Origin of the sequence: Acinetobacter sp. NIOH-H-8 (assembly GCF_046635365.1) — a bacterium.
GTDB lineage: Bacteria > Pseudomonadota > Gammaproteobacteria > Pseudomonadales > Moraxellaceae > Acinetobacter.
This window is the reverse complement of sequence record NZ_JBHDVN010000044.1, coordinates 1-22,612: the sequence shown is the minus strand read 5'-3', so window position 1 is coordinate 22,612 and position 22,612 is coordinate 1. Positions and strand designations below refer to the sequence as shown.

General features: G+C 43.3%; 20 protein-coding genes and 1 pseudogene. 6 read left to right on the top strand and 15 right to left on the bottom strand.

The window, feature by feature from the left end; translation table 11 throughout:
* Nucleotides 1–167: 167 nt before the first annotated feature.
* From ACEWB7_RS13605 to pheA, 5 genes are all read right to left on the bottom strand, one after another.
* Nucleotides 168–713: a GNAT family N-acetyltransferase gene (locus ACEWB7_RS13605; protein WP_411580908.1), complete on the bottom strand. Its 546-nt coding sequence runs from the start codon at nt 711–713 to the stop codon at nt 168–170.
* The gene (locus ACEWB7_RS13600) at nt 701–1,066 is read right to left on the bottom strand and encodes a hypothetical protein (protein ID WP_166136040.1); all 366 of its coding nucleotides are present in this window, start codon (nt 1,064–1,066) and stop codon (nt 701–703) included. The genes ACEWB7_RS13605 and ACEWB7_RS13600 overlap by 13 nt, the downstream gene beginning before the upstream one ends.
* 100 nt (nt 1,067–1,166) lie before the next feature.
* Nucleotides 1,167–3,413, bottom strand: coding sequence for a bifunctional prephenate dehydrogenase/3-phosphoshikimate 1-carboxyvinyltransferase (locus ACEWB7_RS13595; protein ID WP_312309753.1), 2,247 nt, complete (start codon nt 3,411–3,413; stop codon nt 1,167–1,169).
* A 3-nt stretch (nt 3,414–3,416) separates the two neighbouring features.
* On the bottom strand, nt 3,417–4,508 hold the full coding sequence (hisC, locus tag ACEWB7_RS13590; RefSeq protein WP_312309755.1) for a histidinol-phosphate transaminase: 1,092 nt from the start codon (nt 4,506–4,508) through the stop codon (nt 3,417–3,419).
* 66 nt (nt 4,509–4,574) lie between these two features.
* Nucleotides 4,575–5,684, bottom strand: coding sequence for a prephenate dehydratase (gene pheA, locus ACEWB7_RS13585; RefSeq protein ID WP_125279073.1), 1,110 nt, complete (start codon nt 5,682–5,684; stop codon nt 4,575–4,577).
* Nucleotides 5,685–6,172: 488 nt separating this feature from the next.
* Between pheA and ACEWB7_RS13580 the strand changes: the two genes are divergently transcribed.
* Complete coding sequence (locus ACEWB7_RS13580) at nt 6,173–6,691, top strand: DJ-1/PfpI family protein (protein ID WP_411580907.1); 519 nt, start codon at nt 6,173–6,175, stop codon at nt 6,689–6,691.
* 81 nt (nt 6,692–6,772) lie between these two features.
* Here the strand turns inward: ACEWB7_RS13580 and ACEWB7_RS13575 are convergent, their stop codons facing one another.
* Nucleotides 6,773–7,915 (bottom strand): acyl-CoA dehydrogenase family protein, encoded by a 1,143-nt coding sequence (locus ACEWB7_RS13575; protein ID WP_411580906.1) that lies wholly within the window; start codon nt 7,913–7,915, stop codon nt 6,773–6,775.
* A 166-nt stretch (nt 7,916–8,081) separates the two neighbouring features.
* Nucleotides 8,082–9,425 carry a dicarboxylate/amino acid:cation symporter gene (locus ACEWB7_RS13570; RefSeq protein WP_005236469.1) on the bottom strand — a complete coding sequence of 448 codons (1,344 nt, stop codon included), beginning with the start codon at nt 9,423–9,425 and terminating at the stop codon, nt 8,082–8,084.
* Nucleotides 9,426–9,839: 414 nt separating this feature from the next.
* Between ACEWB7_RS13570 and ACEWB7_RS13565 the strand changes: the two genes are divergently transcribed.
* Entirely contained in the window at nt 9,840–10,841 is a 1,002-nt protein-coding gene (locus tag ACEWB7_RS13565) for a glycosyl transferase family protein (RefSeq protein WP_411580905.1), read from the top strand.
* Nucleotides 10,842–10,900: 59 nt separating this feature from the next.
* On the opposite strand, the gene ACEWB7_RS13560 is transcribed toward ACEWB7_RS13565, so the two are convergent.
* Together ACEWB7_RS13560 and ACEWB7_RS13555 are read right to left on the bottom strand one after the other, a co-directional pair.
* Nucleotides 10,901–11,173 carry a YeaC family protein gene (locus tag ACEWB7_RS13560; RefSeq protein ID WP_004784238.1) on the bottom strand — a complete coding sequence of 91 codons (273 nt, stop codon included), beginning with the start codon at nt 11,171–11,173 and terminating at the stop codon, nt 10,901–10,903.
* Nucleotides 11,174–11,175: 2 nt separating this feature from the next.
* On the bottom strand, nt 11,176–12,114 hold the full coding sequence (locus ACEWB7_RS13555) for an NAD(+) kinase (protein WP_125279078.1): 939 nt from the start codon (nt 12,112–12,114) through the stop codon (nt 11,176–11,178).
* A 191-nt stretch (nt 12,115–12,305) separates the two neighbouring features.
* Between ACEWB7_RS13555 and mrcB the strand changes: the two genes are divergently transcribed.
* On the top strand, nt 12,306–14,696 hold the full coding sequence (gene mrcB, locus ACEWB7_RS13550; protein ID WP_411580904.1) for a penicillin-binding protein 1B: 2,391 nt from the start codon (nt 12,306–12,308) through the stop codon (nt 14,694–14,696).
* A gap of 14 nt (nt 14,697–14,710) precedes the next feature.
* Nucleotides 14,711–15,259 carry a tetratricopeptide repeat protein gene (locus ACEWB7_RS13545; RefSeq protein WP_411580903.1) on the top strand — a complete coding sequence of 183 codons (549 nt, stop codon included), beginning with the start codon at nt 14,711–14,713 and terminating at the stop codon, nt 15,257–15,259.
* 41 nt (nt 15,260–15,300) lie between these two features.
* Here ACEWB7_RS13545 and ACEWB7_RS13540 read toward each other — a convergent pair whose 3' ends face one another.
* The gene (locus ACEWB7_RS13540) at nt 15,301–16,200 is read right to left on the bottom strand and encodes an NUDIX domain-containing protein (RefSeq protein WP_179993307.1); all 900 of its coding nucleotides are present in this window, start codon (nt 16,198–16,200) and stop codon (nt 15,301–15,303) included.
* A gap of 138 nt (nt 16,201–16,338) precedes the next feature.
* Between ACEWB7_RS13540 and hemP the strand changes: the two genes are divergently transcribed.
* On the top strand, nt 16,339–16,509 hold the full coding sequence (hemP, locus tag ACEWB7_RS13535) for a hemin uptake protein HemP (RefSeq protein WP_411580902.1): 171 nt from the start codon (nt 16,339–16,341) through the stop codon (nt 16,507–16,509).
* 86 nt (nt 16,510–16,595) lie between these two features.
* On the opposite strand, the gene ACEWB7_RS13530 is transcribed toward hemP, so the two are convergent.
* The 4 genes from ACEWB7_RS13530 to ACEWB7_RS13515 form a co-directional block, all read right to left on the bottom strand.
* Nucleotides 16,596–17,921, bottom strand: a complete 1,326-nt coding sequence (locus tag ACEWB7_RS13530; protein WP_411580901.1) for a sensor histidine kinase — start codon at nt 17,919–17,921, stop codon at nt 16,596–16,598.
* Nucleotides 17,918–18,589, bottom strand: coding sequence for a response regulator transcription factor (locus tag ACEWB7_RS13525; protein ID WP_411580900.1), 672 nt, complete (start codon nt 18,587–18,589; stop codon nt 17,918–17,920). Before ACEWB7_RS13525 ends, ACEWB7_RS13530 begins: the two co-directional genes overlap by 4 nt.
* A 139-nt stretch (nt 18,590–18,728) precedes the next feature.
* Nucleotides 18,729–19,094 (bottom strand): NirD/YgiW/YdeI family stress tolerance protein, encoded by a 366-nt coding sequence (locus ACEWB7_RS13520; protein WP_034170733.1) that lies wholly within the window; start codon nt 19,092–19,094, stop codon nt 18,729–18,731.
* Nucleotides 19,095–19,189: 95 nt separating this feature from the next.
* Nucleotides 19,190–20,947, bottom strand: a complete 1,758-nt coding sequence (locus ACEWB7_RS13515) for a GspE/PulE family protein (RefSeq protein WP_411580899.1) — start codon at nt 20,945–20,947, stop codon at nt 19,190–19,192.
* 212 nt (nt 20,948–21,159) lie between these two features.
* Here ACEWB7_RS13515 and ACEWB7_RS13510 point away from each other — a divergent pair, with 212 nt between their 5' ends.
* Nucleotides 21,160–22,425, top strand: a complete 1,266-nt coding sequence (locus ACEWB7_RS13510) for an MgtC/SapB family protein (RefSeq protein ID WP_411580898.1) — start codon at nt 21,160–21,162, stop codon at nt 22,423–22,425.
* Between the two features lie 53 nt (nt 22,426–22,478).
* Here the strand turns inward: ACEWB7_RS13510 and ACEWB7_RS13505 are convergent.
* Nucleotides 22,479–22,612: pseudogene (locus ACEWB7_RS13505) on the bottom strand (IS982 family transposase); the annotation flags it as partial.

The following is a 22,612-nucleotide window of genomic DNA, read 5'->3' as shown; positions in this document are numbered from 1 at the left end:
ACTTCATGTACAACCATCATTTTAAAGGCGAAGCTATAATCACGTTGTGTGCGTTTAACTCGTTGTTCTTGTGCATGTTCCATAAAATAAGTCTCTTAAGGTGTAAACTTATTTCAGGACGGGACATTAAGCTGATCAAAAAAACCTCATCGAATGATGAGGTTTTTTTATTCAGAAATAAAATCTTTAGCATGAATTTCATAAATTACAGCCCGATATTTAGGTTTATCTAGGTGGTTGGTAATTTTTCCACCTACACGTTCTGCAATTTTTCGGCTAGCCCAGTTTTCTTCGGCTACCGGATAGCTCAAAGCTTTGATCCCTAATGTATTGAAAGCATAGGCCACAATGCAACGTACTGCCTCATGTCCATAATGATGACCATGCGCCTTTTCACGAATCCAGATACCCACTTCAGGTATTTCATCATGCAGTCGATGTAAACCACATAGTCCGATAAATTCATGTCTTTCAATATGACGGATCACAAAGATATATTCTTTATGATCAGCCATATTGTTTAGCCAGTTTTGCCAGACTGTTGTAAATACCTGTTCAGATTCCGGTGCATCCCATGCCATAAAACGAGTCAGACTCGGGGTAATCGAGGCATAGGCTTCCGCAGCATCAGATGGCTTAAAATAATCTAAAACAAGACGTTCACTTTGTAGTATGGGCAAAACCCTTTGCATTTGTTGAACTAGTTCTTCCACTCAAACTCACTAAAACTTTCTTGTTCTTTCAGCGATGCTTCAACAGCTTGTGCCAACTGATTTAATAAACTTTGTTCTGTAATCCGGTCCAGCCAGTCCTGTTCTTCATCCGGATAAGAAGCAATTTCACAAATCAGGTGCCCTTCCTGGTCTCGTGTCTCACAGCTCACTGATAATGGCAACTCATGTTCATCGACACTTACGGCCACTTGTGCACCACTTTGCGCCAAAGTCTTAAAGCCATATTTACCGAGCTCTTCCGTCAGCAGATGTGCCACATATTCCTGAGTCTGCTGACTGCCCTGTAATTGTTGCTGGCTCTGAGGATTGGCCATAAATTTTAATTTTCGCATTGCTACATCCAAATGGCTTTTTTGTTGTATGGTTTTAGCATAAGCCAATATAAACAAAACAGCCAAGCAAAAGCTTGGCTGTTTCATGTAAATTTTAGAATTATTCTGTCACTTCAATCGCCAGACCAGCTTGAGAAGTCAGTTCAGTGAAGGTTGGGAAACTGGTTGCGACAGTTTCAGTCCCAACAATCTTAATTTCACCTGAGTTACGCAGACCTGCGATTGAGAAGCTCATGGCAATACGATGATCATGATGCGATTCAATTTCACCACCGGTAAAGATTGGTGACCAGTCGCCTGTCTTACCTTTACCTTCAATGATAATGCCGTCATCAGTTGGTGTGCAATCAATACCCATGGTTTTCAAACCATCAGCCATCACCTGAATACGATCCGATTCTTTGACACGCAGCTCAGCAGCACCAGTTAGAATCGTTTGGCCTTCAGCACAAGCTGCCGCGATAAACAATGCCGGGAATTCATCAATTGCTAGTGGCACTTGGTCTTCCGGCATATGAATGCCTTTTAAGGTACGTGTACCACGGATACGAATATCCGCGATCGGTTCACCGCCCGCAATACGTTCATTTTCAACAGCGATGTCGGCTCCCATCTGTTTCAGGATTTCGACGACACCAGTACGGGTTGGGTTAATGCCTACCGCTTCCAAAGTCACGTCAGCATTTTCAGTAATCGCTGCACCGACCATAAAGAAAGCAGCAGAAGAAATATCCGATGGGACTTGAATATTGGTACCCACCAGTTTGCCGCCACCTTGCAGGGAAATACGGTTAGCTTCAGTTTTTACGTCATAACCAAACGCACGCAACATACGTTCAGTATGGTCACGGGTTGGTTCAGGTTCAGTCACTGAAGTTTCGCCCTCAGCCCAAAGACCCGCTAGCAAAATCCCAGACTTCACCTGAGCCGATGCCATTGGCAAGTCGTATTGAATACCTTTCAGGTTTTGATTACCGGTAATCGATACTGGTGGTGTACCACGTTCACCCGTAGTTTGAATCTGTGCACCCATCAAACGTAATGGTTTAGCAATACGCTCCATTGGACGTTTAGATAGTGAAGCATCGCCAGTCATTACAGAATCAAATTTCTGTGCTGACAGCATGCCAGACAGCAGACGCATCGAAGTACCCGAGTTACCCATGTAAAGCGCAGATTTTGGTGCTTTCAGACCATGCATACCCACGCCATGAATGGTCACTTCGCCATTTTTAGGACCTTCAATGCTTACACCCATATCACGGAACGCCTGTAAAGTTGCAAGGGCATCTTCCCCCTCAAGGAACCCGGTCACATGCGTTGTGCCTTCAGCGATGGCACCAAACATGATGGAACGGTGTGACACAGATTTGTCACCTGGCACGGTAAATTTACCCTGGAACGTCTTGGCACCTGGTTGAATGGTAAATTGTTGTGTCACTTTATTTTTCTCCATGAGAGGTTTCTTGGCGAGCATATGATTGAAGTGCTGACGCGCAGCCTGCGCATGCCCCAATAAGCCCATTAAGGCTTGTGAATCTTCATCTTCAATCAGCTTGCGGATAATCGCGAGTTGAGCTTCAAAGCCGTCCACGGCATTGAGAATCGCCTTTTTATTGGCAAAAAAGATGTCATGCCACATTTGTGGATCACTGGCAGCAATACGCGAGAAGTCGCGGAAGCCACCGGCAGCATAACGAAAAATATCCAGATTGTCTTCGCGCTTGGCCAGTTGTTCGACCAAGTTGAAGGCCATCAGGTGCGGAAGATGACTAGTATGTGCCAGCACTTCATCGTGCTTTTCCACATCCATACAAATCACTTCCGCCTTTGCCGCCTGCCACAGTTGAATCAGTTTCTCGACCGCCCATTGTCCGCTGCTTGGCAACGGTGTCAAAATCACCTTGTGATTAGCGAACAGATCCACCTTACCCGCATGTACACCAGTATGTTCTGCACCCGCAATTGGATGCCCCGGCACAAAACCGGCTGGTAGATTTTCACCAAATACGGCTTTGGCTGCTTCTACCACATTACCTTTGGTACTACCCACATCGGTGATAATGGCGCCCTCAGCCAGATATGGCTTGACGGTTTCCAATACCTTTTGCGTTGCACGAACAGGTAAAGCCAGCACCACCAGGTCTGCACCTTGAACAGCTTCTACAGGATCTGCATAGCCGTCTGAAATCAGACCAAGTGCCTTGGCATCTTCCAAGGTTTTTTGTGAGCGGGTCGATGCCACGATGTCATTGGCTAAATGCTCGGCCTTAATGACACGCGCCAGGCTTGAACCAATCAGTCCAAGTCCGATAAAGGCAACTTTTTCAAACAGTGGCTGCGACATAACTTAAGCTTTCGCCTCTAAGCCAAGTACTTTACCTAATGCAGCAAGAAATTTGGCATTTTCAGCTTCAGTACCAATCGATACACGCAGGTGATTTGGAATACCCACTGGACGTACGATCACCCCTTCTTTCAACAACTTGTTAAATGTTTCTGCTGGGTCAGCCTGTACATCAACCAAGATGAAATTCGCGCGTGAAGGTACATAGTTCAGGCCTAAAGCTTTGAAACCCGCTTCTAGCTGAGCCATACCCGCCTTGTTCACTTCACGAGATTTCTCGATAAATGCTTCATCTTTCAGTGCAGCCACCGCAGCCACCATAGCTAAATGGTTGACGTTGAATGGCTGACGGATACGGTTCAAGTAATCAGTCACTTCAACAGATGCCAAAGCAAAACCAACACGCAGCGCAGCCAGACCATAGCACTTAGACAGCGTACGGCTGACAATCAGGTTTGGATACTGTTTCAGGAATTTCAGGCTATTGAAGTTCTCTGGGAAATATTCCACATAGGCTTCATCTAGCACCACGATCACGTTCGCAGGAACTTTCTGCATGAATGCTTCAAATTCAGCTTCTTCAAACCAGGTCCCTGTCGGGTTATTCGGGTTTGCAACAAAGATCAGCTTGGTGTTGTCTTTTACCGCAGCCGCCATCGCTTCAAGGTCATGTGAGAAACCTTTAGCAGGTACTTCGATCGCTTCAGCGTTAATCGCTTGAGTCACCAGTGCATATACCGCAAACGCATGCTGGCTATAAATCACTGAATCTTTTTCAGAAACAAATGCACGGGCGAATATTTCCAGTAAGTCGTTTGAACCATTACCTAAAGTAATCTGGTTATGATCAAAACCGAATTGTGTCTTGATCTGATCTTTCAGGATAAAGCCACCGCCATCAGGATAACGACCAATTTCCGCCAGTTCCGCAGCCACTGCTTCTTTGACTTTATCTGAACAGCCCAGCGGGTTTTCATTTGAAGCCAGTTTTACGATATCAGTGATGCCCAACTCACGCTCAAGTTCACTGATCGGTTTACCTGGTTGATATGGCTTTAATTTAGAGATGCCTTCATTGGCTGGGACAAACGACATTTTATACTTCCGATTTACAGATGAAACAGTGGTTAGCACCCTCGCACTAACCACGAAAGGCTGCTTTTATAAAACAGCTGCAGGATATGAACCAAGCACGCGGACTTCTTTCACAAACGGACGAATTTCTTCGATCGCAGCTTTAACATTTTCCTGCTCAATATGACCTTCAAGATCGATAAAGAATACATAAGCCCATTTTTCAGGAAGTGCAGGTCGAGTTTCAATACTGGTTAGACTAATGTTGTGCTTGGCAAATGGAGCCAGAATTTCCAGCAATGCACCGGCACGGTCATGCGCAGATACCAGTAATGAAGTTTTATCATTGCCGCTTTGTGGCACTTTTTCACGGCCAATCACCAGGAAGCGTGTCGTGTTCTCTGGATTGTCTTCAATATTGCTGTGCATAATCTCAAGATTATAAATATTCGCAGCAATTTCAGAAGCAATCGCAGCAGAATGCCATTCATTCTGAATACGGCGCGCAGCTTCAGCATTTGAACTGAGTGCCACACGTTCTACACCTGGATAATGGGCATCCAGCCATTTACGGCACTGAGCCAGAGTTTGCTGATGTGCATAGATCTGCTTAATACTGTCTTTACGGGTATTTTCAGAGATCAGGAACTGGTGATGAATGGGTAATTCCACTTCGCCAATCACATTCAGATGCGAAGTCTTGAAACAGTCTAAAGTATGGTTCACTACACCTTCAGAGGAGTTCTCAACCGGCACCAGACCATAATGTGCACTGCCCGCTTCTACTTCACGGAACACTTCATCAATGGTGGGTAATGGACGAACCACAGCATCATGACCAAAATGTTTCAATACTGCTGAATGTGTGTAGGTACCAACAGGTCCCAAAAATGCAATACTTTGCGGTGCTTCAAGCGCCAAACAAGCCGACATGATCTCGCGGAACAGACGTGCCATCGTCGTATCTGACAATGGTCCTTCATTGCGCTCCATAACATTGCGCAAAACCTGTGCTTCACGTTCCGGACGGTAAAACAGCGGATTTTCTTCAGATGCGAATTTCGCTTTTGCTACAGCCTCAGCCAAACGTGCACGACGGTTAATCAATTGCTGGATTTGTTGATCAACTGAATCGATATCTTCACGAATTTTAGCCAAATCTAAAGAAGCCGTTGTGTTTTGATCGTCGTTGATCATCGTGATGTCGCCCTTCATAAACCTTATCTGTGCAGTATAACAATTAGTGCGCTGCAAATGTTACACAATATAACTTTAGTAGATTAATTCTTAAAAACAGGGATTTGATTTTAACCGTTCATCGCTTTAGTCATATCTGGTAACATTTCTTTCAGCATTTTCGCATCTTTTACATTATCAAATTGTAAACTTTGCCCGCCCATCTTAACTGATTTTTATCAAGATGAAATATCACTATTTCTTAATCTACATAACGATTTTAAGCATAAGAAAATAAAAATAAAGCCATCTCGATTCCTCTAGTTTAACTACTTAAAATCTGAGTGACAGTTCACAATAAAATGCACATAGAAAACTGTTTTTTTTGATCATTTTCCTTTGATTTAATTGGATTTTTTACACTAAATCACTATTTAGTTACAAAGCAGAGACGTTTTTTAAACCTTAAATCGCTAGTCTAATTTAAAACTATATTGGGGGTGCCTATAATGCCAAAAAGAATAGCGGTACTTGTAACGAATAATTTTGAAGATCTTGAATATACTGAACCTGTTGCAGCCTTACTTGCTGCAGAGCACAGTGTCTGTAATATTGAACTCCATGCCGGAAAAGTCGTACATGGATTACATGGCCAGTCGAGTGTAACGATTGATCGGGCAATTGATCATATCAGTATTGATGATTTTGATGCCCTGCTCATTCCGGGCGGTGAATCGCCTGTGTCCCTCGCCAACGATACACGAGTCTTACATTTCATTCAGGCTTTTAATGAGGCCACAAAGACCATTTTTAGTCTTTGTGACGCATCTTTATTACTCAGTGAAGCTGATATTTTAAAGAACCGCATCATTACCAGTATCCGTGCACATGCTCCTCGGGTACAACATGCGGGTGCGACTTATTATGATGTCGAACTGGTCAATGACAATAATCAGCTGATTTCATCTCGAGTACCCAATGATTTGCCAATTTTTATTCATGAATGTCTGGATGTACTAAAATCTTAAAATAATAAAACATCTAGATTTCAAGAATATTCTTTCCATAAAAAAAGAGTCCATTTAGGACTCTTTTTTATCTGTTTATTTTTAACGTCCAAGCAAACCACGTGCAACAATTTCTTTCATGATTTCATTGGTACCGCCATAGATCCGTTGAATGCGGGCATCGACAAAGAAACGCGAAATCGGATATTCCGTCATATAGCCATAACCACCAAAGAGCTGAAGCAGATTATCAGCAACTTTCATCTGCATATCAGTAGAGAAACTCTTTAGCGCTGCTGCCGTTTCTACATGCAGCTTGCCTTGCATATACAACTCAACATTCTGGTTATAGAAAGCTGCTGTTGCCAGCTCGTCAATCTTGGCCTGTGCCAGTACAAAACGGGTATTCTGAAACTGGCCAATCGCCTGACCAAAGGCCTGACGCTCTTTGACATATTGAGTCGTTACATCAATCGAGCCACGAATGGCGCCCAGTGCAGTAGCAGCAATAGCGGTACGTTCACGTGGGAGTTCCTGCATTAGGTATACAAAGCCCTGACCTGGCTGACCCAGCAACTGATCTTTCGGTACTTTAACATTATCGAAGAACAGCTCTGAAGTATCCTGTGAATGCAGACCAATCTTGTCCAGATTCTTACCTTTTTTAAAGCCTTCCAGATGCGTATCCACCAGCATCAAAGACACACCTTTAGCGCGTGCTTGTAGATCGGTTTTCACGGCTAATACGACTAGGTCAGCATGCTGGCCATTGGAAATAAAGGTTTTAGAACCATTTAACAAATAATAATCATCCTGCAAGATGGCATTGGTGCGCATGGCTTGCAAATCAGAACCTGCACCCGGCTCAGTCATGCCAATCGCACCCACTACCTCACCAGATACCATTTTCGGTAACCAGTATTTTTTCTGTTCTTCAGTACCAATATGCAGGATATACGGCGCTGCGATATCCGAATGACAAGACAAACCAGTTGAAATTGCGCTATAGCCTGCTCTTGCCGACTCTTCGATTAACATCAGGGAATAGTGAGTCGGAACACCGTAGCCACCATATTCTTCCGGGACATCGACACACAAGAAGCCATTTTCACCCATCGCATTCCAGACTGAACGCGGCATCATGCCTTCATGCTCCCACTCTTCATAGTAAGGCGCTACATGTTCATTCATAAAGCGTTTGAAATTGTCGCGGAAAAGTTCCAGGTCAGCATCGTAAGCCAGCATTCTTTTATCCTTATCGTGTTTATCGTTTTATTTCCTGTGCACAGGCTAACTATTTTTAGAAAGGCTGTCATGTACCTGACTTATTTTTTCGCTAACTTCACAGTCAGATAAAAATAAAAAAGGAAGCCGAAGCTTCCTTTTTATGACCTATAAGACGAACTCAAACTTAATGAGCGTTGTTGCCTTCTTGCGCCATTTTTTCATCAATTTCAGCCGGATTTGCTAATGCATAGTTCAGCTTGTCCATGTCTAACTGACCGACCCATTTTGCTACAACCAGAGTCGCCAAAGAGTTCCCGACCAGATTGGTCAAGGCACGGGCTTCAGACATGAAGCGGTCAATACCGAGAATCAAGGCCAGACCTGCAACCGGAATATTACCTACAGCCGCCAAAGTTGCTGCCATCACGATAAAGCCTGAGCCAGTTACACCTGCTGCACCTTTAGAAGAAATAAGCAATACAAGAAGTAAAGTAATCTGGTGGGACAAATCAAGTTGCGTATTGGTTGCCTGTGCAATAAAGATTGCCGCCATTGTCAGATAAATCGAAGTACCATCCAGGTTAAATGAATAACCGGTTGGAATGACCAGACCTACCACTGACTTTTCAGCACCTGCAAGCTCGAGTTTTTTCAACATGCGTGGCAATACAGATTCAGACGATGAAGTACCGAGTACAATCAGTAACTCTTCACGAATCAGGCGAATCATCTTGACAATGCTAAAGCCGGTAAAGCGAGCAATTGAACCTAGCACAATAAAGATGAACAGCAAACAGGTGATATAGAAGCAGATGATCAACTGAGCCAATTGTGCCAGAGAACCGATCCCATATTTACCGATCGTGAAAGCCATCGCACCAAATGCACCAATAGGTGCAAGTTTCATAATCATGTTCACGATGTTAAAGAACACATGTGAAATCTGATCTACCAGTTTGAGGACTGGCTTACCTTGTGCACCCAGTTTGTGTAATGCAAAACCGAACAGGATCGCAAATAAAAGGACTTGCAGGATTTCGCCTTCGGCAAATGCTCCGACTACCGTATTTGGAATGATATTCATAAAGAAATCAACGGTAGACTGTGAAGCACCCGACTCTACATATTTAGAAATCCCGGCCGTGTCCAGCGATGCCGGATCAACATTCATCCCAACGCCTGGCTTGGCAATATTAATTACCAGAAGACCAATGATCAGCGCCATCGTTGACACGATTTCGAAGTAAAGTAGAGCGACACCACCAGTTTTACCAACTGATTTCATACTCTCCATGCCTGCGATCCCGCTAACCACGGTACAGAAAATCACAGGTGCGATGATCATTTTAATTAAACGGATAAATGCATCACCCAGCGGCTTCAGTTGTTCGCCCAGACCTGGAACATATTGTTCTGCACCATTAATGATTTGTGTACCACTTGGCGAGAAATGTCCGACGAGGATACCCGCAATAATGGCTACAATCACTTGAAAATAAAGCGACTTATAAATTGGTTTTTTAGCCATAACCTTACTTCACGATATACTTCTAACCAGAAGCAATATTCAGTTTTCACTTATTTTTAAAAAACAAGCGTCCAATACTTCATTGTCTGAAACAAAAAAGTGCCTATGTATCAAAAAATTAATCTGATACTGAAATTAGAATGTGTATGTACATTTAACAATCACAGGAACACCGATCTTTAAGAAAAGTCAGTGCATTGATCAGGAGATAAAGCAAACACAAGAATTGCGTGAAATTTTAACCGCTTTTTAGACTTTTGTTTAACCCGAAATGTTAAATTTGCCTAAATACTAAACAATACCTCTTAGACTATAGTCTTATAAAACTCTAATAATTCTGCAAAATAAGAAGGTGAAATACCAATATCAGCGTAAAATATGCCAATACTTGATGAACATGATTGATCTATGCCCATGACCACAAAGCGAAATATTTATAAAGATGCCGAACATCCTTTTGCCCAGTTTATTCGTATTATTGGCAAGGGAAAAAATGGTGCACGTTCTTTAAGCTATGAAGAAGCCTATCAGGCTTTTAGCATGATCCTGAAAAATCAAGTACTGGACGTACAACTGGGCGCTTTTCTGATGCTATTACGTGTCAAGGAAGAATCTGTTGATGAACTCGCAGGCTTTGTGCAGGCGACCCGTGACCAACTGAATTTTAAGGCTCTTGATGTTGATCTAGACTGGTCTTCTTATGCAGGTAAACGCAAACATTATCCTTGGTTCATTCTGGCTGCGCTTACCCTTGCTAAGCATGGCTATAATATCGTGATGCATGGTGCTTCGGGCCATACCTTAAATCGGGTGTATACTGAACAGGTACTTAACTACTTAGGCTATCCAATCTGCCAGAATGACACTGAAGTGGAACAGCAACTTAAAGAAAAACATTTCGCTTACCTGCCTTTGGAGGTGATCTCCCCGATTTTGGCTGAGCTGATCGGGCTACGTAATGTCATGGGCTTACGCTCTCCGATTCATACGCTGGCACGCCTGATTAATCCATTTAATGCCAAAGCGACTTTACAAGCCATTTTCCACCCTGCTTATCGTAGTTCACATCAGCAGTCCGCTTACAAGTTAGGCTATCAAAATAGTGCAGTCATTAAAGGTGAAGGTGGTGAGTTCGAACGTAACCCTGATGCCAAAACTTTAATCTGTGGAATTAAGAATGGCGAACTTTATGAGCACGAATTACCAAAACTGACTGACAACCGTAGTCCGATTGAAGAAGAGCTGGATCTAGCTGTGTTTAAGCAAGTATGGGAAGGTCAACGCTCACATGAATATGGTAAAATCGCAGTGGTTGAAACTATGGGCATTGCACTCTATACCATGGGTGAATGTGACAGCTATGAAGTAGCGATGCAAAAAGCCAGAGAGCTTTGGGATACCCGTCTTTCGGTTTGATCAGACCAGAAAACAGACATTAAAAAAGACCACATCTGTGGTCTTTTTTTCGGTTTCGATTAAACGAAACGGATCGGTTTAAATTCCGGCTCATTTTTGTGATGATCATCATCACATTGTTCGCCTTCTTCTTTAGTGCCACGATCGATATAACCGCTACGTTCGGTTTCTGGCAGGTTTTTCATTTCCCAGGCATAGACAGCCTGCATACAGGTCTGACGCTGCTCCTGAGTCAGTGCTACACCATTTGGCCACTTGCCAATTTCAATGGCTGTTCTTAAGCGTTCTACAATCTCAGGATTGAGTACGGCAAGCATTTGTTCAATATTCATATTTAATCCTGCTTAAGATAGTCGAAGTCCTGATTCCAGCCCAGTTTGGTTCGACATGCATTATAGAAGTCATAACCTGGCGGATGCAGAAGATTCAGTTTAAAGGGATGCTTACGAATATGGACGCTATCGCCAACATTCAAAGACACACTGTGTTGTCCATCCGCACTCACCATCGGCAGTACGCGATTTTCGCGAATCATCAGTTTAATTTCACTATGCCCTCCGACCACAATCGGACGTGAAGACAAGGTATGCGGATGCATCGGCACCAGCACAATTGCATCCATACTTGGATGCACAATCGGCCCACCACCGGAAAGCGCATAGGCTGTTGAACCGGTCGGTGTAGATACAATCAGACCATCACTATGCTGGCGATAGACATATTGTCCATCAATATTCAGCTCGAAATCAATCATGTGTACCGATTTACCGGAGTGCAAGACCACATCATTCAGGGCAATCGCATCATAGATGATTTCACCTTTGGAGCGAACTTCCATTTCCAGCAAGAAACGGCGTTCTGCCTGAAAATCACCTTTTAATACCTGATCTAGTTTAAAGATGACTTCAGTTGGCTTGATATCGGTCAGGAAGCCCAAACGACCACGGTTCACCCCGATCACTGGCGTATTGTATTTTACCAATGCCCGCGCTGCATGTAACAGTGAACCATCCCCACCTACCACAATCACCAGATCAACCACTTCGCCCAACAAGGCGCGGCTAACTGTTTGGGTATTCTGATAAGGAACCAGTTCAGCTGTATCTGCATCAAAAACAGGATGTAGACCTAAATTGAGCAGATGATCGTGGATCAGGCATAAGGTTTCAACCACTGAAGATTTATCCGGGCGTCCAATCAACCCGATATTTCGAAATGTCTTGTGGGAAATTTGCACCAGTGTCGTCGCTCCGCTTCGAATCCTGCTTATCATAACATTAAGCTTGAATAGGATGACAATTTATAACATGACAAAGCTGTGCAGGATTGAATTGAAATAGATTGAAATTAAGGAGAAAATGTGAAGTTTAATTTTAATTTTAATCTCAATAATTGATTAAATATTGCAAAATAATGAAAAGCTTCGCATGATTAGCACAATTTCACAGGGTCTTATCGTCATTTATGAAATCTGAACGAGGTATGGGGTTCATTGCCTTAATCTTCTCCATTCTAGTCATTTCTGCATTTGTAGCATTTAGTATCTATTTGATTAAATTAGATAATATTGTGCGTGAAAAATTTGAAGGTCAACGCTGGGATATTCCGGCCAAGGTTTTCGCACGCCCGATGGAAGTGTATGTAAATGCCCCTGTCAGCCAGCAGGATTTCCAACAAGAATTAAAATTACTGGGTTATAAAGGTTCAGACAGCTATACCAAATCGGGCAGCTTTGTCAGCACTGGCAATACCATGTATGTGCATACCCGTGGCTTTGATTTTGGCGATCGCGTTGAACCTGAACAGGTATTGAAAGTCAGCTTTGATGGCGATCAGATTGCTGAAGTAAGTGCGACCAAGCCCTCTTCTAGCGGGATTGCCCGTCTGGAACCTTTATTGATTGGTGGTATTTACCCGCAGCATAATGAAGACCGTGTGCTGATTAAGCTCAATAAAGTGCCTAAACCGTTAATTGACGCGTTAATTGCTACCGAAGACCGCAATTTCTACAATCACCATGGTGTATCTCCACGCGGGATTGCACGTGCAGTGGTAAGTAATATTACTGGTGGTAAACGTCAAGGTGGTTCAACCCTCACCCAGCAGCTGGTCAAGAATTTCTACTTAACACCAGAACGCACCTTAAAACGTAAGGTGAATGAAGCCTTTATGGCAATGCTGATTGAATTGCATTATGGCAAAGATGAGATTCTGGAAGCCTATTTAAATGAAGTGAATCTGGGCCAAAATGGCAACTATTCCGTAAATGGTTATGGTCTGGCTTCACAATTTTATTTTGGCTTGCCGTTACGTGAACTGAATATTTCTCAACAGGCCTTTTTAGTCGGTCTGGTACAAGGTCCAAGCCTGTATAACCCATGGCGTAATCCTGAACTTGCGAAAAAACGTCGTGATGTGGTTCTAAATAATATGCTGGTAATGGGTAATCTGACCCAAGATCAGTATGAAACAGAAACTGCCCGTCCGCTGAACGTCATTTCCAAACCAACTTTAGGCCCTGCCCGCTTCCCGGATTTTCTGGACATCGTTCGCCGTCAATTGCGTACCGAATATCAGGAAACTGATTTAACGAATCAGGGTCTGCGTATTTTCACCACCTTAGATCCATTGGCACAAACCCGAATTCAAGACAGCTTTAAGGAAAGTGTAGCCCGTTTAAGCAAAGCCAATCCAGGCCGTCTAAAAGATTTGCAGGGCGCTGTTCTGGTCGCACACCCTGAAAATGGCGAACTGGTTGCAGCGGTAGGTTCTACTCAGGACTTTACCGGTTTTAACCGTGCTTTAGATGCCAAGCGTCAGGTGGGTTCATTACTCAAACCGGTGATTTATTTGACAGCACTAGAATCGAATCGCTATCACTGGGCCAGTCCAATTGAAGACAGCCAGATCACCATTCAAAGTGATGGCAAACCATGGACACCGAAAAACTATAGTGGTAGCGCACATGGTGTAGTACCGATGTCTCTTGCCCTGTCACAATCCTATAACCTATCCGCGGTGCGTTTGGCGCAGGAATTTGGCCTGTCGACCTTTATTAACCATCTACAAAAATTCGGTGTGACTTCTGACATACCAAATTATCCATCTATTTATTTAGGTGCAGTAGATATGTCACCGATGGAAGTGATGAATATTTACGGTAACTTCGCAACAGGTGGCTTTAAATATCCGGTGAAATCGATTCGTTCTGTAGTCGATGCGAATGGCCGCTCGCTTGAACGTTACAGCTTAAGTGTTCAGCCGACGATTGATCCAGCATCAGCCTATGCTCTGAATTATGGTTTACAACAGGTCATGTCGAGTGGTACTGGTCGTTCTGCCTATAACAGTTTGCCACGCAACCTGAATCTGGCGGGTAAATCGGGTACGACAAACGATACCCGTGATTCATGGTTTGCAGGTTATTCTGGCAACTATATGACAGTGGTCTGGTTAGGTCTGGATGACAACAAAGTCACTGGATTAACCGGTTCTTCAGGTGCACTTCCGGTCTGGACCAATGTCATGAAACAGCTGCATCAGAAGCCGGTGAATCTGGCTCAGCCTAATGAAATTGAATGGCACTGGCTGGACCGTTATACAGGTAAACTGACTGCCCAAGGCTGTGATGGTGCCATGTATATTCCGATTTCACGTCATGCCTTGCCTAATCAGGCAACTGCTTGTGGCATCTCGCATTACGCCACTGAACCTTATACGATTGATTCAGAACCTTCACCAGAAGATGAGGAAGATGATGATCTCAGTCGTTATATACAAGAAAGTGAAACAGAAATAGAACGCGAAGTTGCTAAACAAACCCGTATTATCGCGAGTGGAAGTTATAGCCAATAATTGAGTCTATGTTTATGTTAAGAAAATTGATTCCTGGTCTGCTCATCCTCGGTCTGGTGGGCTGCCAAAGCATGTCGGAGCCAGAACAGCCTGCGGCTCCTACTAAACCTCCGGTTCAGCAGAAACCAAAATCCTCTACACCTGATGGTGTAGTGATTACGCCCTATGATCGACCGGAGATTAAACGTCAGAAGATTGTGATCCCTGAGCAAAAGCCTCAGGCACAAAAGTTTGATGATGGACGTAACTTACCTGCATTTAAAAAATTGATGCAGCAAACTGAGCAGGCCTATAGCAAGCAGCAATATAATCAAGCTGAAACTTCTGCAGTACAAGCTCAGCGTTTGGCGCCCCAAGCTTCAGAAACTTATCTGTATCTTGGCTTGATCGCAAACCGTAAAAACCAGCCGGCCCGTGCAGATGCTTTCGCCTTACGTGGTTTGAGCTATGCGCAGACCAATGCAATGAAAAAGCAGCTCTGGCAGGTGCGCCTGAAAGCAGCTCAACTGCAAAAAAACACCAAAGCCATTCAGCAAGCTCAGCAGGCCTTAAAGAAATTTTAAGGCCCTGGCGTGAGCCCGGTTATTTATAATAAGTTTCTGACTTAAACATAACGGATCCCTGCAATCCCATAAGCATGCTGGTTTTGAGCATGGTCTAGATCTTCAGCTTTTATACCGCCTAAGGCAAATACAGGAATCTGTACCTGTTCAGCCATCTGTTTAAATTTTTCCCAGCCTAAAGCTGCGGTATCAGGATGTGTTTCTGTTGCCAGTACCGGGCTGAGTAAAGCTGCTTCACAGCCTATGTTTTCTGCATGTTTTAATGCTTCCAGATCGTGACAGGCTGCAAGATAACGATAGCCACCAGCTAACTCCCCTTTTTGCAGTTGCATCAATTGAGACTGTTTCAGGTGAAGCGTACGAATGGTTTGCTGCTGCAATTCATTCAATTGTGACCAAAGTTCCTGATTAATGATCAATCTGGATAACTGATCGACTGGAATCTGCTGTAACTGGCTAATGTGTTCAGGGCTGGCCATTACTCGCCAATACAGCATCTGGTCTGTTTCCAGATTATTCAGGTGACTCAAGTCTTCAGAAATTTTGATCTTTCTCGGCCATTGCAGCTTTTGAATCATGGCCTGATTGGCTTTAGGAAAATTTAGTTCACTGAGTTCATCCCGGCTATACCAGCGCCAAGGCTGCTTGATTCCAGCTAATTGTTCTGGCTGAACCGAAGCATGGAAAATATGCAGATTGACGATGACATCTTCATATTCATGCGAAATAAAATCAAAAGCCTGCCATTGTTCGATGTCAATTCCGACTTCTTCAATCACTTCACGTCGACATGCCTCTATAGGCAATTCGCCCTGTTCTACTTTTCCGCCTGGAAACTCATATTTATTGCCCTGATGCTGTTTAGCTTCACGCCAACCGACCAGAACCTGAGTTTGATGAAATAAAATAGCGATTGCGACATGAATTGTGGTTTTAGACATAATGTTCTGAACTATTGAAGTTTTACAGATTGTAAGCAAATTAGAGTTTTTTATAAATGCAGCAATTATTCGTTGACAGATCTATTCGATAATGATTATCATTTAAATCAATCCAAAACACACCACGGAGTCGACGGAATGAACGCACCATTTAGCCTATTTACCCGCAATAATGATACTCAGCATACGCTACCGATGTTGCATTCGAACAATTTATTTGCGCTAGGACGAGAAATCCGGATCATGCATGCGGGTGAAGAATACCGTCTACGTTTGACTCGTAACAATCGTCTCATCCTGACTAAGTAATTTAAATACTCCAAAAATAATAAACGTGGGAACAGGCAGTATGAATCAGCGCATACTGCTTTTTTTAATTGCTATATCTAATATCTTTATTCTTCAGATTGAAAAATTAATGAAACTTTAAGCCCACCCAAAACTGACGGCGTATAATCAATCTTGGCCGTATGTAACTGCATAATCTTTTGACAAATCGACAATCCCAAACCTGAACCTTGTGTTCGCGTGCCCAAGGCGCGGTAAAAACGCTCACCTAAACGTTGAACAACTTCTTCCTGAATTCCCTCTCCCGAATTTTCAATCATAAGTTGTAGATTCTGACCTTCAACTATCGTCCTGATTTCGACCTGTCCCTGCATCGGCGTATAACGAATGGCATTATCAACCAGATTGCGGATACAGCTAAAAATCAGCTCTGCATTTGCTTCAATCACTGCATCTTCAAGTTTTAAGTTCCAGTGGATCTCTTTTTCCTGAGCAAAAGGTTGTAAAGCTTGTAAGACCTCCTGAACCAATACTTTAAGATTCACCTGCTGTTTGGGCAACTGCTCTGCATGTTCTGGATCAAGCCGAGCCAATAGCAGTAAGTTTTCCAGAATCTGCGTTCCGCGGTTGACGTCATTCTGAATCATCTGTAACGCTTGCCTAAGTTGAGCATCTTCCTGATATTTACGTTTCAGCACCTGTAAACGCATTTGAATGGCAGACAATGGGGAACGCAACTCATGTGAAGCATCGGCAGTAAAACGTTGCTCGGCAGCCAATGATTTTTCTAAACGGCTCAACATAGCATTCAGCTGACGGACAATCGGTTGCAGTTCGGTAATCTCAGGATCAGGACTTTGAATCGGACTGAGATCCTGTGCAGATTTAGAACCGATTTCTCGGGAAATTTTATTTAAAGGTCTTAATTGCCGCTTAATGGCAAAACGTAAAATCAGCCACTGTAATATCCATAGGATAAATAAAATCCCGGCGAAACCTAAAGTCGTTTGCCAAAGCTCATCAAAGCGTACCGAGAGTGGTTGTACCACTTTCACTTTCAAGTCTTGATCTTCAGCAATCAGGATGCGAATAAAATGGCCATTTTCATAATCAAAGTGAAACCCGTTTTTCTGTGCAATTGGTATCTCATTAATCAGCTCATCATCAATTGAAGTTGTCAGTACCTGCTGATTCAGTAGTAAGGCATATTGAATATCAAACTGCTCACTGATTTCATCAACCTGCGTATTTTTGGCCTGGTTCACATCTCCTAAAAGTAACTCTGAAATTTCCTCCATCAGGTCATCATGCAGATCAATCGCCTGATAGCTGGAAATTCCCAATAACAGCAGCCACGCCAGAAATCCTGCCAGTATGGAACTGAACATGGCATGTTGAATCAGCCGACTTTGCAGGGAAATGGGTGCCTTCATATGGAGGCCTCGGGTTTATGCATCCGGTAGCCCAAGCCACGAATGGTTTTAATCATCTGACTGCCAATTTTTTTACGTAGCTGATAAATAAAGACTTCAATCGCATTGCTTTCGATTTCATCTCCCCAGGCATAGAGTGATTCTTCCAGCTGTTCTCGGGTAATGATATGTTCTGGTTTTTGCATCAGCTTATATAAAATCTGGAATTCTTTTGCAGTCAGATTAATGCTCTGTCCCGCCTTCATTACGGTCTTGGCCTGAGTATCCAGACTAATATCCTGCCATTCCAGGATATGATTTGGCGTTTGCTGTTTTTGTCTGAGCTGGGCACGTACGCGAGCGGAAAGTTCTTCCAGACTGAAAGGTTTTACCAGATAATCATTGGCCCCCAGATCGAGTCCTGCAACCCGATCATGAATACTGTCCTTGGCGGTGATAAATATAACGGGCGTATCTTTCTGTTTATTGCGCAAGCTTTTAAGAATGTCATCTCCAGTTGCATTCGGCAGGCCACGATCCAGCAAAATACAGTCATACTGATGCTGTTCAATCGCCAGAATGGCATGATCCCCACGATCAACCCGATCAATTACATAACCGTCCATTTCCAGCCAAGTTTGAATACTTTCCGCCTGAGATTCATCATCCTCTGCCAAAAGAATACGCATGCTATGCTCCGCTTGTTTTATCTTTCTATCTTGCCTTGAAAAAGTTCCAGACTCAAAAAAAAACCACATGCTTTTTTGGTAACTTGCATGTGGTTTTTTGTTGCTGTCTTCAGATTCAGTTCAGGAAATTATGCTGAAATTAGAACTGAACTTGGTCGACATCAATTTCAACACGTTTCGCAGGTTTATAGTCAATGTCTACTTCACCAATGATTACCACAGGTGTTTTAGCTGATACAGGTTTACCCTGCCAAAGTTCATCATCAATTTCGACAGTAATGGTGCCAGTATTATCGCGGAACTGGTATTTTTCATCACCGACAGCTTTTACCACATAACCTTTCAGCTGAACCTTGCTGTCATCTTTCATGGTCAATGCTTGCTTAACTGTAGTCGTTTTAGCAAATGCAGCCTGATTCACCGCAGTTTCACTACTCGCAACTGCGACAGTCCCAATTGAACCCATTAATGCTGCTGCTAAAACAGTATTCATCATCATTTTCATTGCAGTTACCTCTTTTTAAAGTCTTGCCCTGTTTCGATAATGCTATTAAAACAGCCGAAGATGAATTGAATCTTAAGATCGCTTCATCTTTAGAATTAATTTAATGGCACAACTCTTAAAACCTCTTCAAGCGTGGTGACCCCTTCCAGAATCTTGCGAGCACCGGCAATCCGTAAAGGTTCTACCCCTTCTTTTTTTGCCTGCTGACGTAACTGATTCAGGTTAGCATCCGCTCCGATCAATTGCTTGGTGGTCAGGCTAAGCGGCATAAACTCATAAATCCCGATTCGGCCTTTATAACCGGTATGGCGACACTCTTCACAACCGACTGCTTTAAAAACAAATTCCGGACGTGGTAAAGGATAGTCCACTGCCAGATGTTGCCATTCCTGCTCATCCAGAAAACTCTCCTGCTTGCAGTGTGGGCATAGCTTACGCACCAGACGTTGGGCCAGAACCCCCAGGATAGTCGCTGCTGTTAAAAATGGTTGTACGCCCAGATCATGCAAACGGGTCAGACTCGACGGCGCATCATTGGTATGCAAGGTAGAAAGTACCAAGTGACCGGTTAATGCTGCCTGAATCGCCATATTGGCCGTATCTTGGTCACGAATCTCGCCGACCATAATAATGTCAGGATCCTGACGCATCAGTGCACGTACACCATCTGCAAAGCCCAGTTCAATTCCGTTATTGACCTGCATCTGGTTAAAGCTTGGTTCCAGCATCTCGATCGGATCTTCAATCGTGCAGACATTCACCTGCTCAGTCGCAAGCTGCTTTAAAGTGGAATACAGTGTGGTGGTTTTACCAGAACCGGTCGGTCCGGTGACCAAAATAATACCGTGACTATGGCTGGTCAGATTATTCCAGTCATTGAGCAGATGCCCTTCGAAACCGAGCTGCTGAAAACTTCTGACCAGAACTTCTGGGTCAAAGATACGCATTACCAGCTTTTCACCAAATGCGGTAGGTAAGGTCGATAAACGCAGTTCAGTTTCCTGCCCTTTTGGAGTCCGAGTTTTTAAACGACCATCCTGTGGTTTACGTTTTTCTGCCACATTCATCCGGCCCAGAATCTTGATTCGGGAAATGACTGCGGTCAAGGTATTGGCTGGCATGTTATAGATGGTATGCAATACTCCATCAATCCGGAAACGGATCTTGCCGGTGTCTTTGCGCGGTTCCATATGAATATCACTGGCACCCTGCTCAAAGGCAAATTGCAGCACCCAGTCTACCAGTTTCACGATATGCTGGTCATTGGCATCCGGATTCTGTGAATCACCCAGTTGCAGTAAGGCTTCTACGCCTTTATTTTCCCGGTCATAAGCAGATGATTTTTGTGAGCCACTGACTGCACGACTCACCTGATAATATTCAACAATATAACGCTGGAGCTGTTCCGGATTGAACAATACCCGTTCAATTTTTTTTGGTGCAATATTCTGTTCGAGGTTTGAGACCCATTCAGTTTTATAAGGCTGATCTGTAGCAATCAGAACTTTATCTGGTTGAATTTCTACTGCCAGAATACGGTTACGCAATGCATATTCCTGTGACATAACATTGGTCAAGGCCTGCACATCAGCTTTGAGCGGATCGATAATATAGAACATTAAACCGGTTTTTTCTGCCAGCCACTGGCATAAGCGGTTGAGTGTCAAAGTACTTTGAGGATGGGACTGATCAACCAGACTAAAGTGCGCGATCCATTGCAAGGGATGCCATTTTATTTGTTCACGTTGACGATGTGTGGTCTGAACTCGCATCCGGTCACGTTCAGTTATTTTTCCGTCTTTTAAAAGCTGATCCAAACACCAGCCTGTATCAATTTCAAAATCAAATTTCATGATCGATGGTCCCCAAAACTGCCTCCACTATAACAAGTTTTTCCTGTTTTTCGCATTCCATCGCGACTTCCAAACTTAAAAGCAATATTGTTTCTCATAAATGATAAACACATCACATGGGTTTTAGGTCATAACCTTTTTCTGCTTGTCGATATGTCAATTTTTCGCCTATATTTCAATCAGGATATCTTATTCAATCGCTGAGGCCAGGTATGGATTTAAGCGTAGTTCCCTTAAATGAAAGTAGTTCCTTTCATGAATTGCTTACTATCCTGACTGCTGCCTTAGGATGTGGCTTATTGATTGGTCTGGAACGTGAACGGCATAAACAGCGTGAAAAACAGGCCAGTTTTGCAGGGCTACGCTCTTTTGCGATCTGTGCTTTATTAGGCGCATTGTGCTTTTTATTCGGAATGGCAATGGGCCTAGCTGGTGCACTCATTATTGGCGGTATTGTCATTTTTTCTATCCGAAATCAGATAGAAGACCCTGGGATAACCACTGAATTGGCCTTTATCATGACCTATTTTATTGGGGCGATTTGTTTATGGAATATTCCTCTGGCTGCAGGACTAGCAGTTCTGATCACGATAATTTTAATGGCCAAACACTCTATGCATAATATTGCCGGACAGTGGATTACTGAGGCTGAATTTAGGGATGGATTACTATTATTAGCCTTGATTCTGATTGGTTTACCGCTAACCCCTGACCGGCCTTTATGGGGTGAAGTGCTGAACCCTTATCTGATTTTAAAATTAGTAACTCTAATACTGGTAGTTCAAGCTTTGGCACATATCGCTAAACGTTTCTTTTCAACTAAAAATGCTTTGATGCTGTCTTCAATTGCTTCAGGTTTTGTTTCCAGTACCGCAACTATTGCTCAACTGGGGATACAGGTGCGCAAAGGTGAAATGGATGCAAAATCCAATGCTGGCGCTGCCCTGATGTCATGCATTTCGACATTAGTTCTATTGTTTATTGTAGTAGGAGGCGTTTCCTGGGATTGGCTAAAAATTCTGCTCCCACCTTCATTGGTGGCTATGCTTATTCTGGCTGCATGTGCATTTGTATTATTACATAAAGCTGAACCTACTAAAAATCAGGAGTCTCCAGAATCTTCTGATAGTAAAATGTTTAGTCTCAAAGAAGCTGTGATTATCGCTGCTGCATTAACCCTGATTCAGGCTGGAGTTTACGGACTGGAAATATTACTCGGTAATGCTGGTCTCCTGGCTGGTACTTTATTTGCGTCCTTATTTGAAATTCATGCCGCAATGGCCAGTGTGGTCATTCAAGGAGATCCCTCCAATACCCGTTTGATCTATGCCTTACTCTTAGGTTTAGGCGCACATGCTTTGGCTAAGTCGGTCAATGCAGCCTTAACAGGTGGTTTTAAATTCGCGTTATATTTTGCACCGATACAGATTTTACATATGGCTGTGTTGATCGGTATTTTTTGGTGGATGTATTTTTGACTATTAAATATATTCAAATAATTAATTTTTATATATTTTAACCCGAATCCTGCTTAAGCTGATGACTTCATAATTTGAATTGTTGGCTTATTTTTATGGATCAGTTGATATGCACACAAGGACGCGTAAATCCCTCCTAGAAATCCATGAACACTACGTGCTTTGCTTGTCACTAAATTGTACTGAC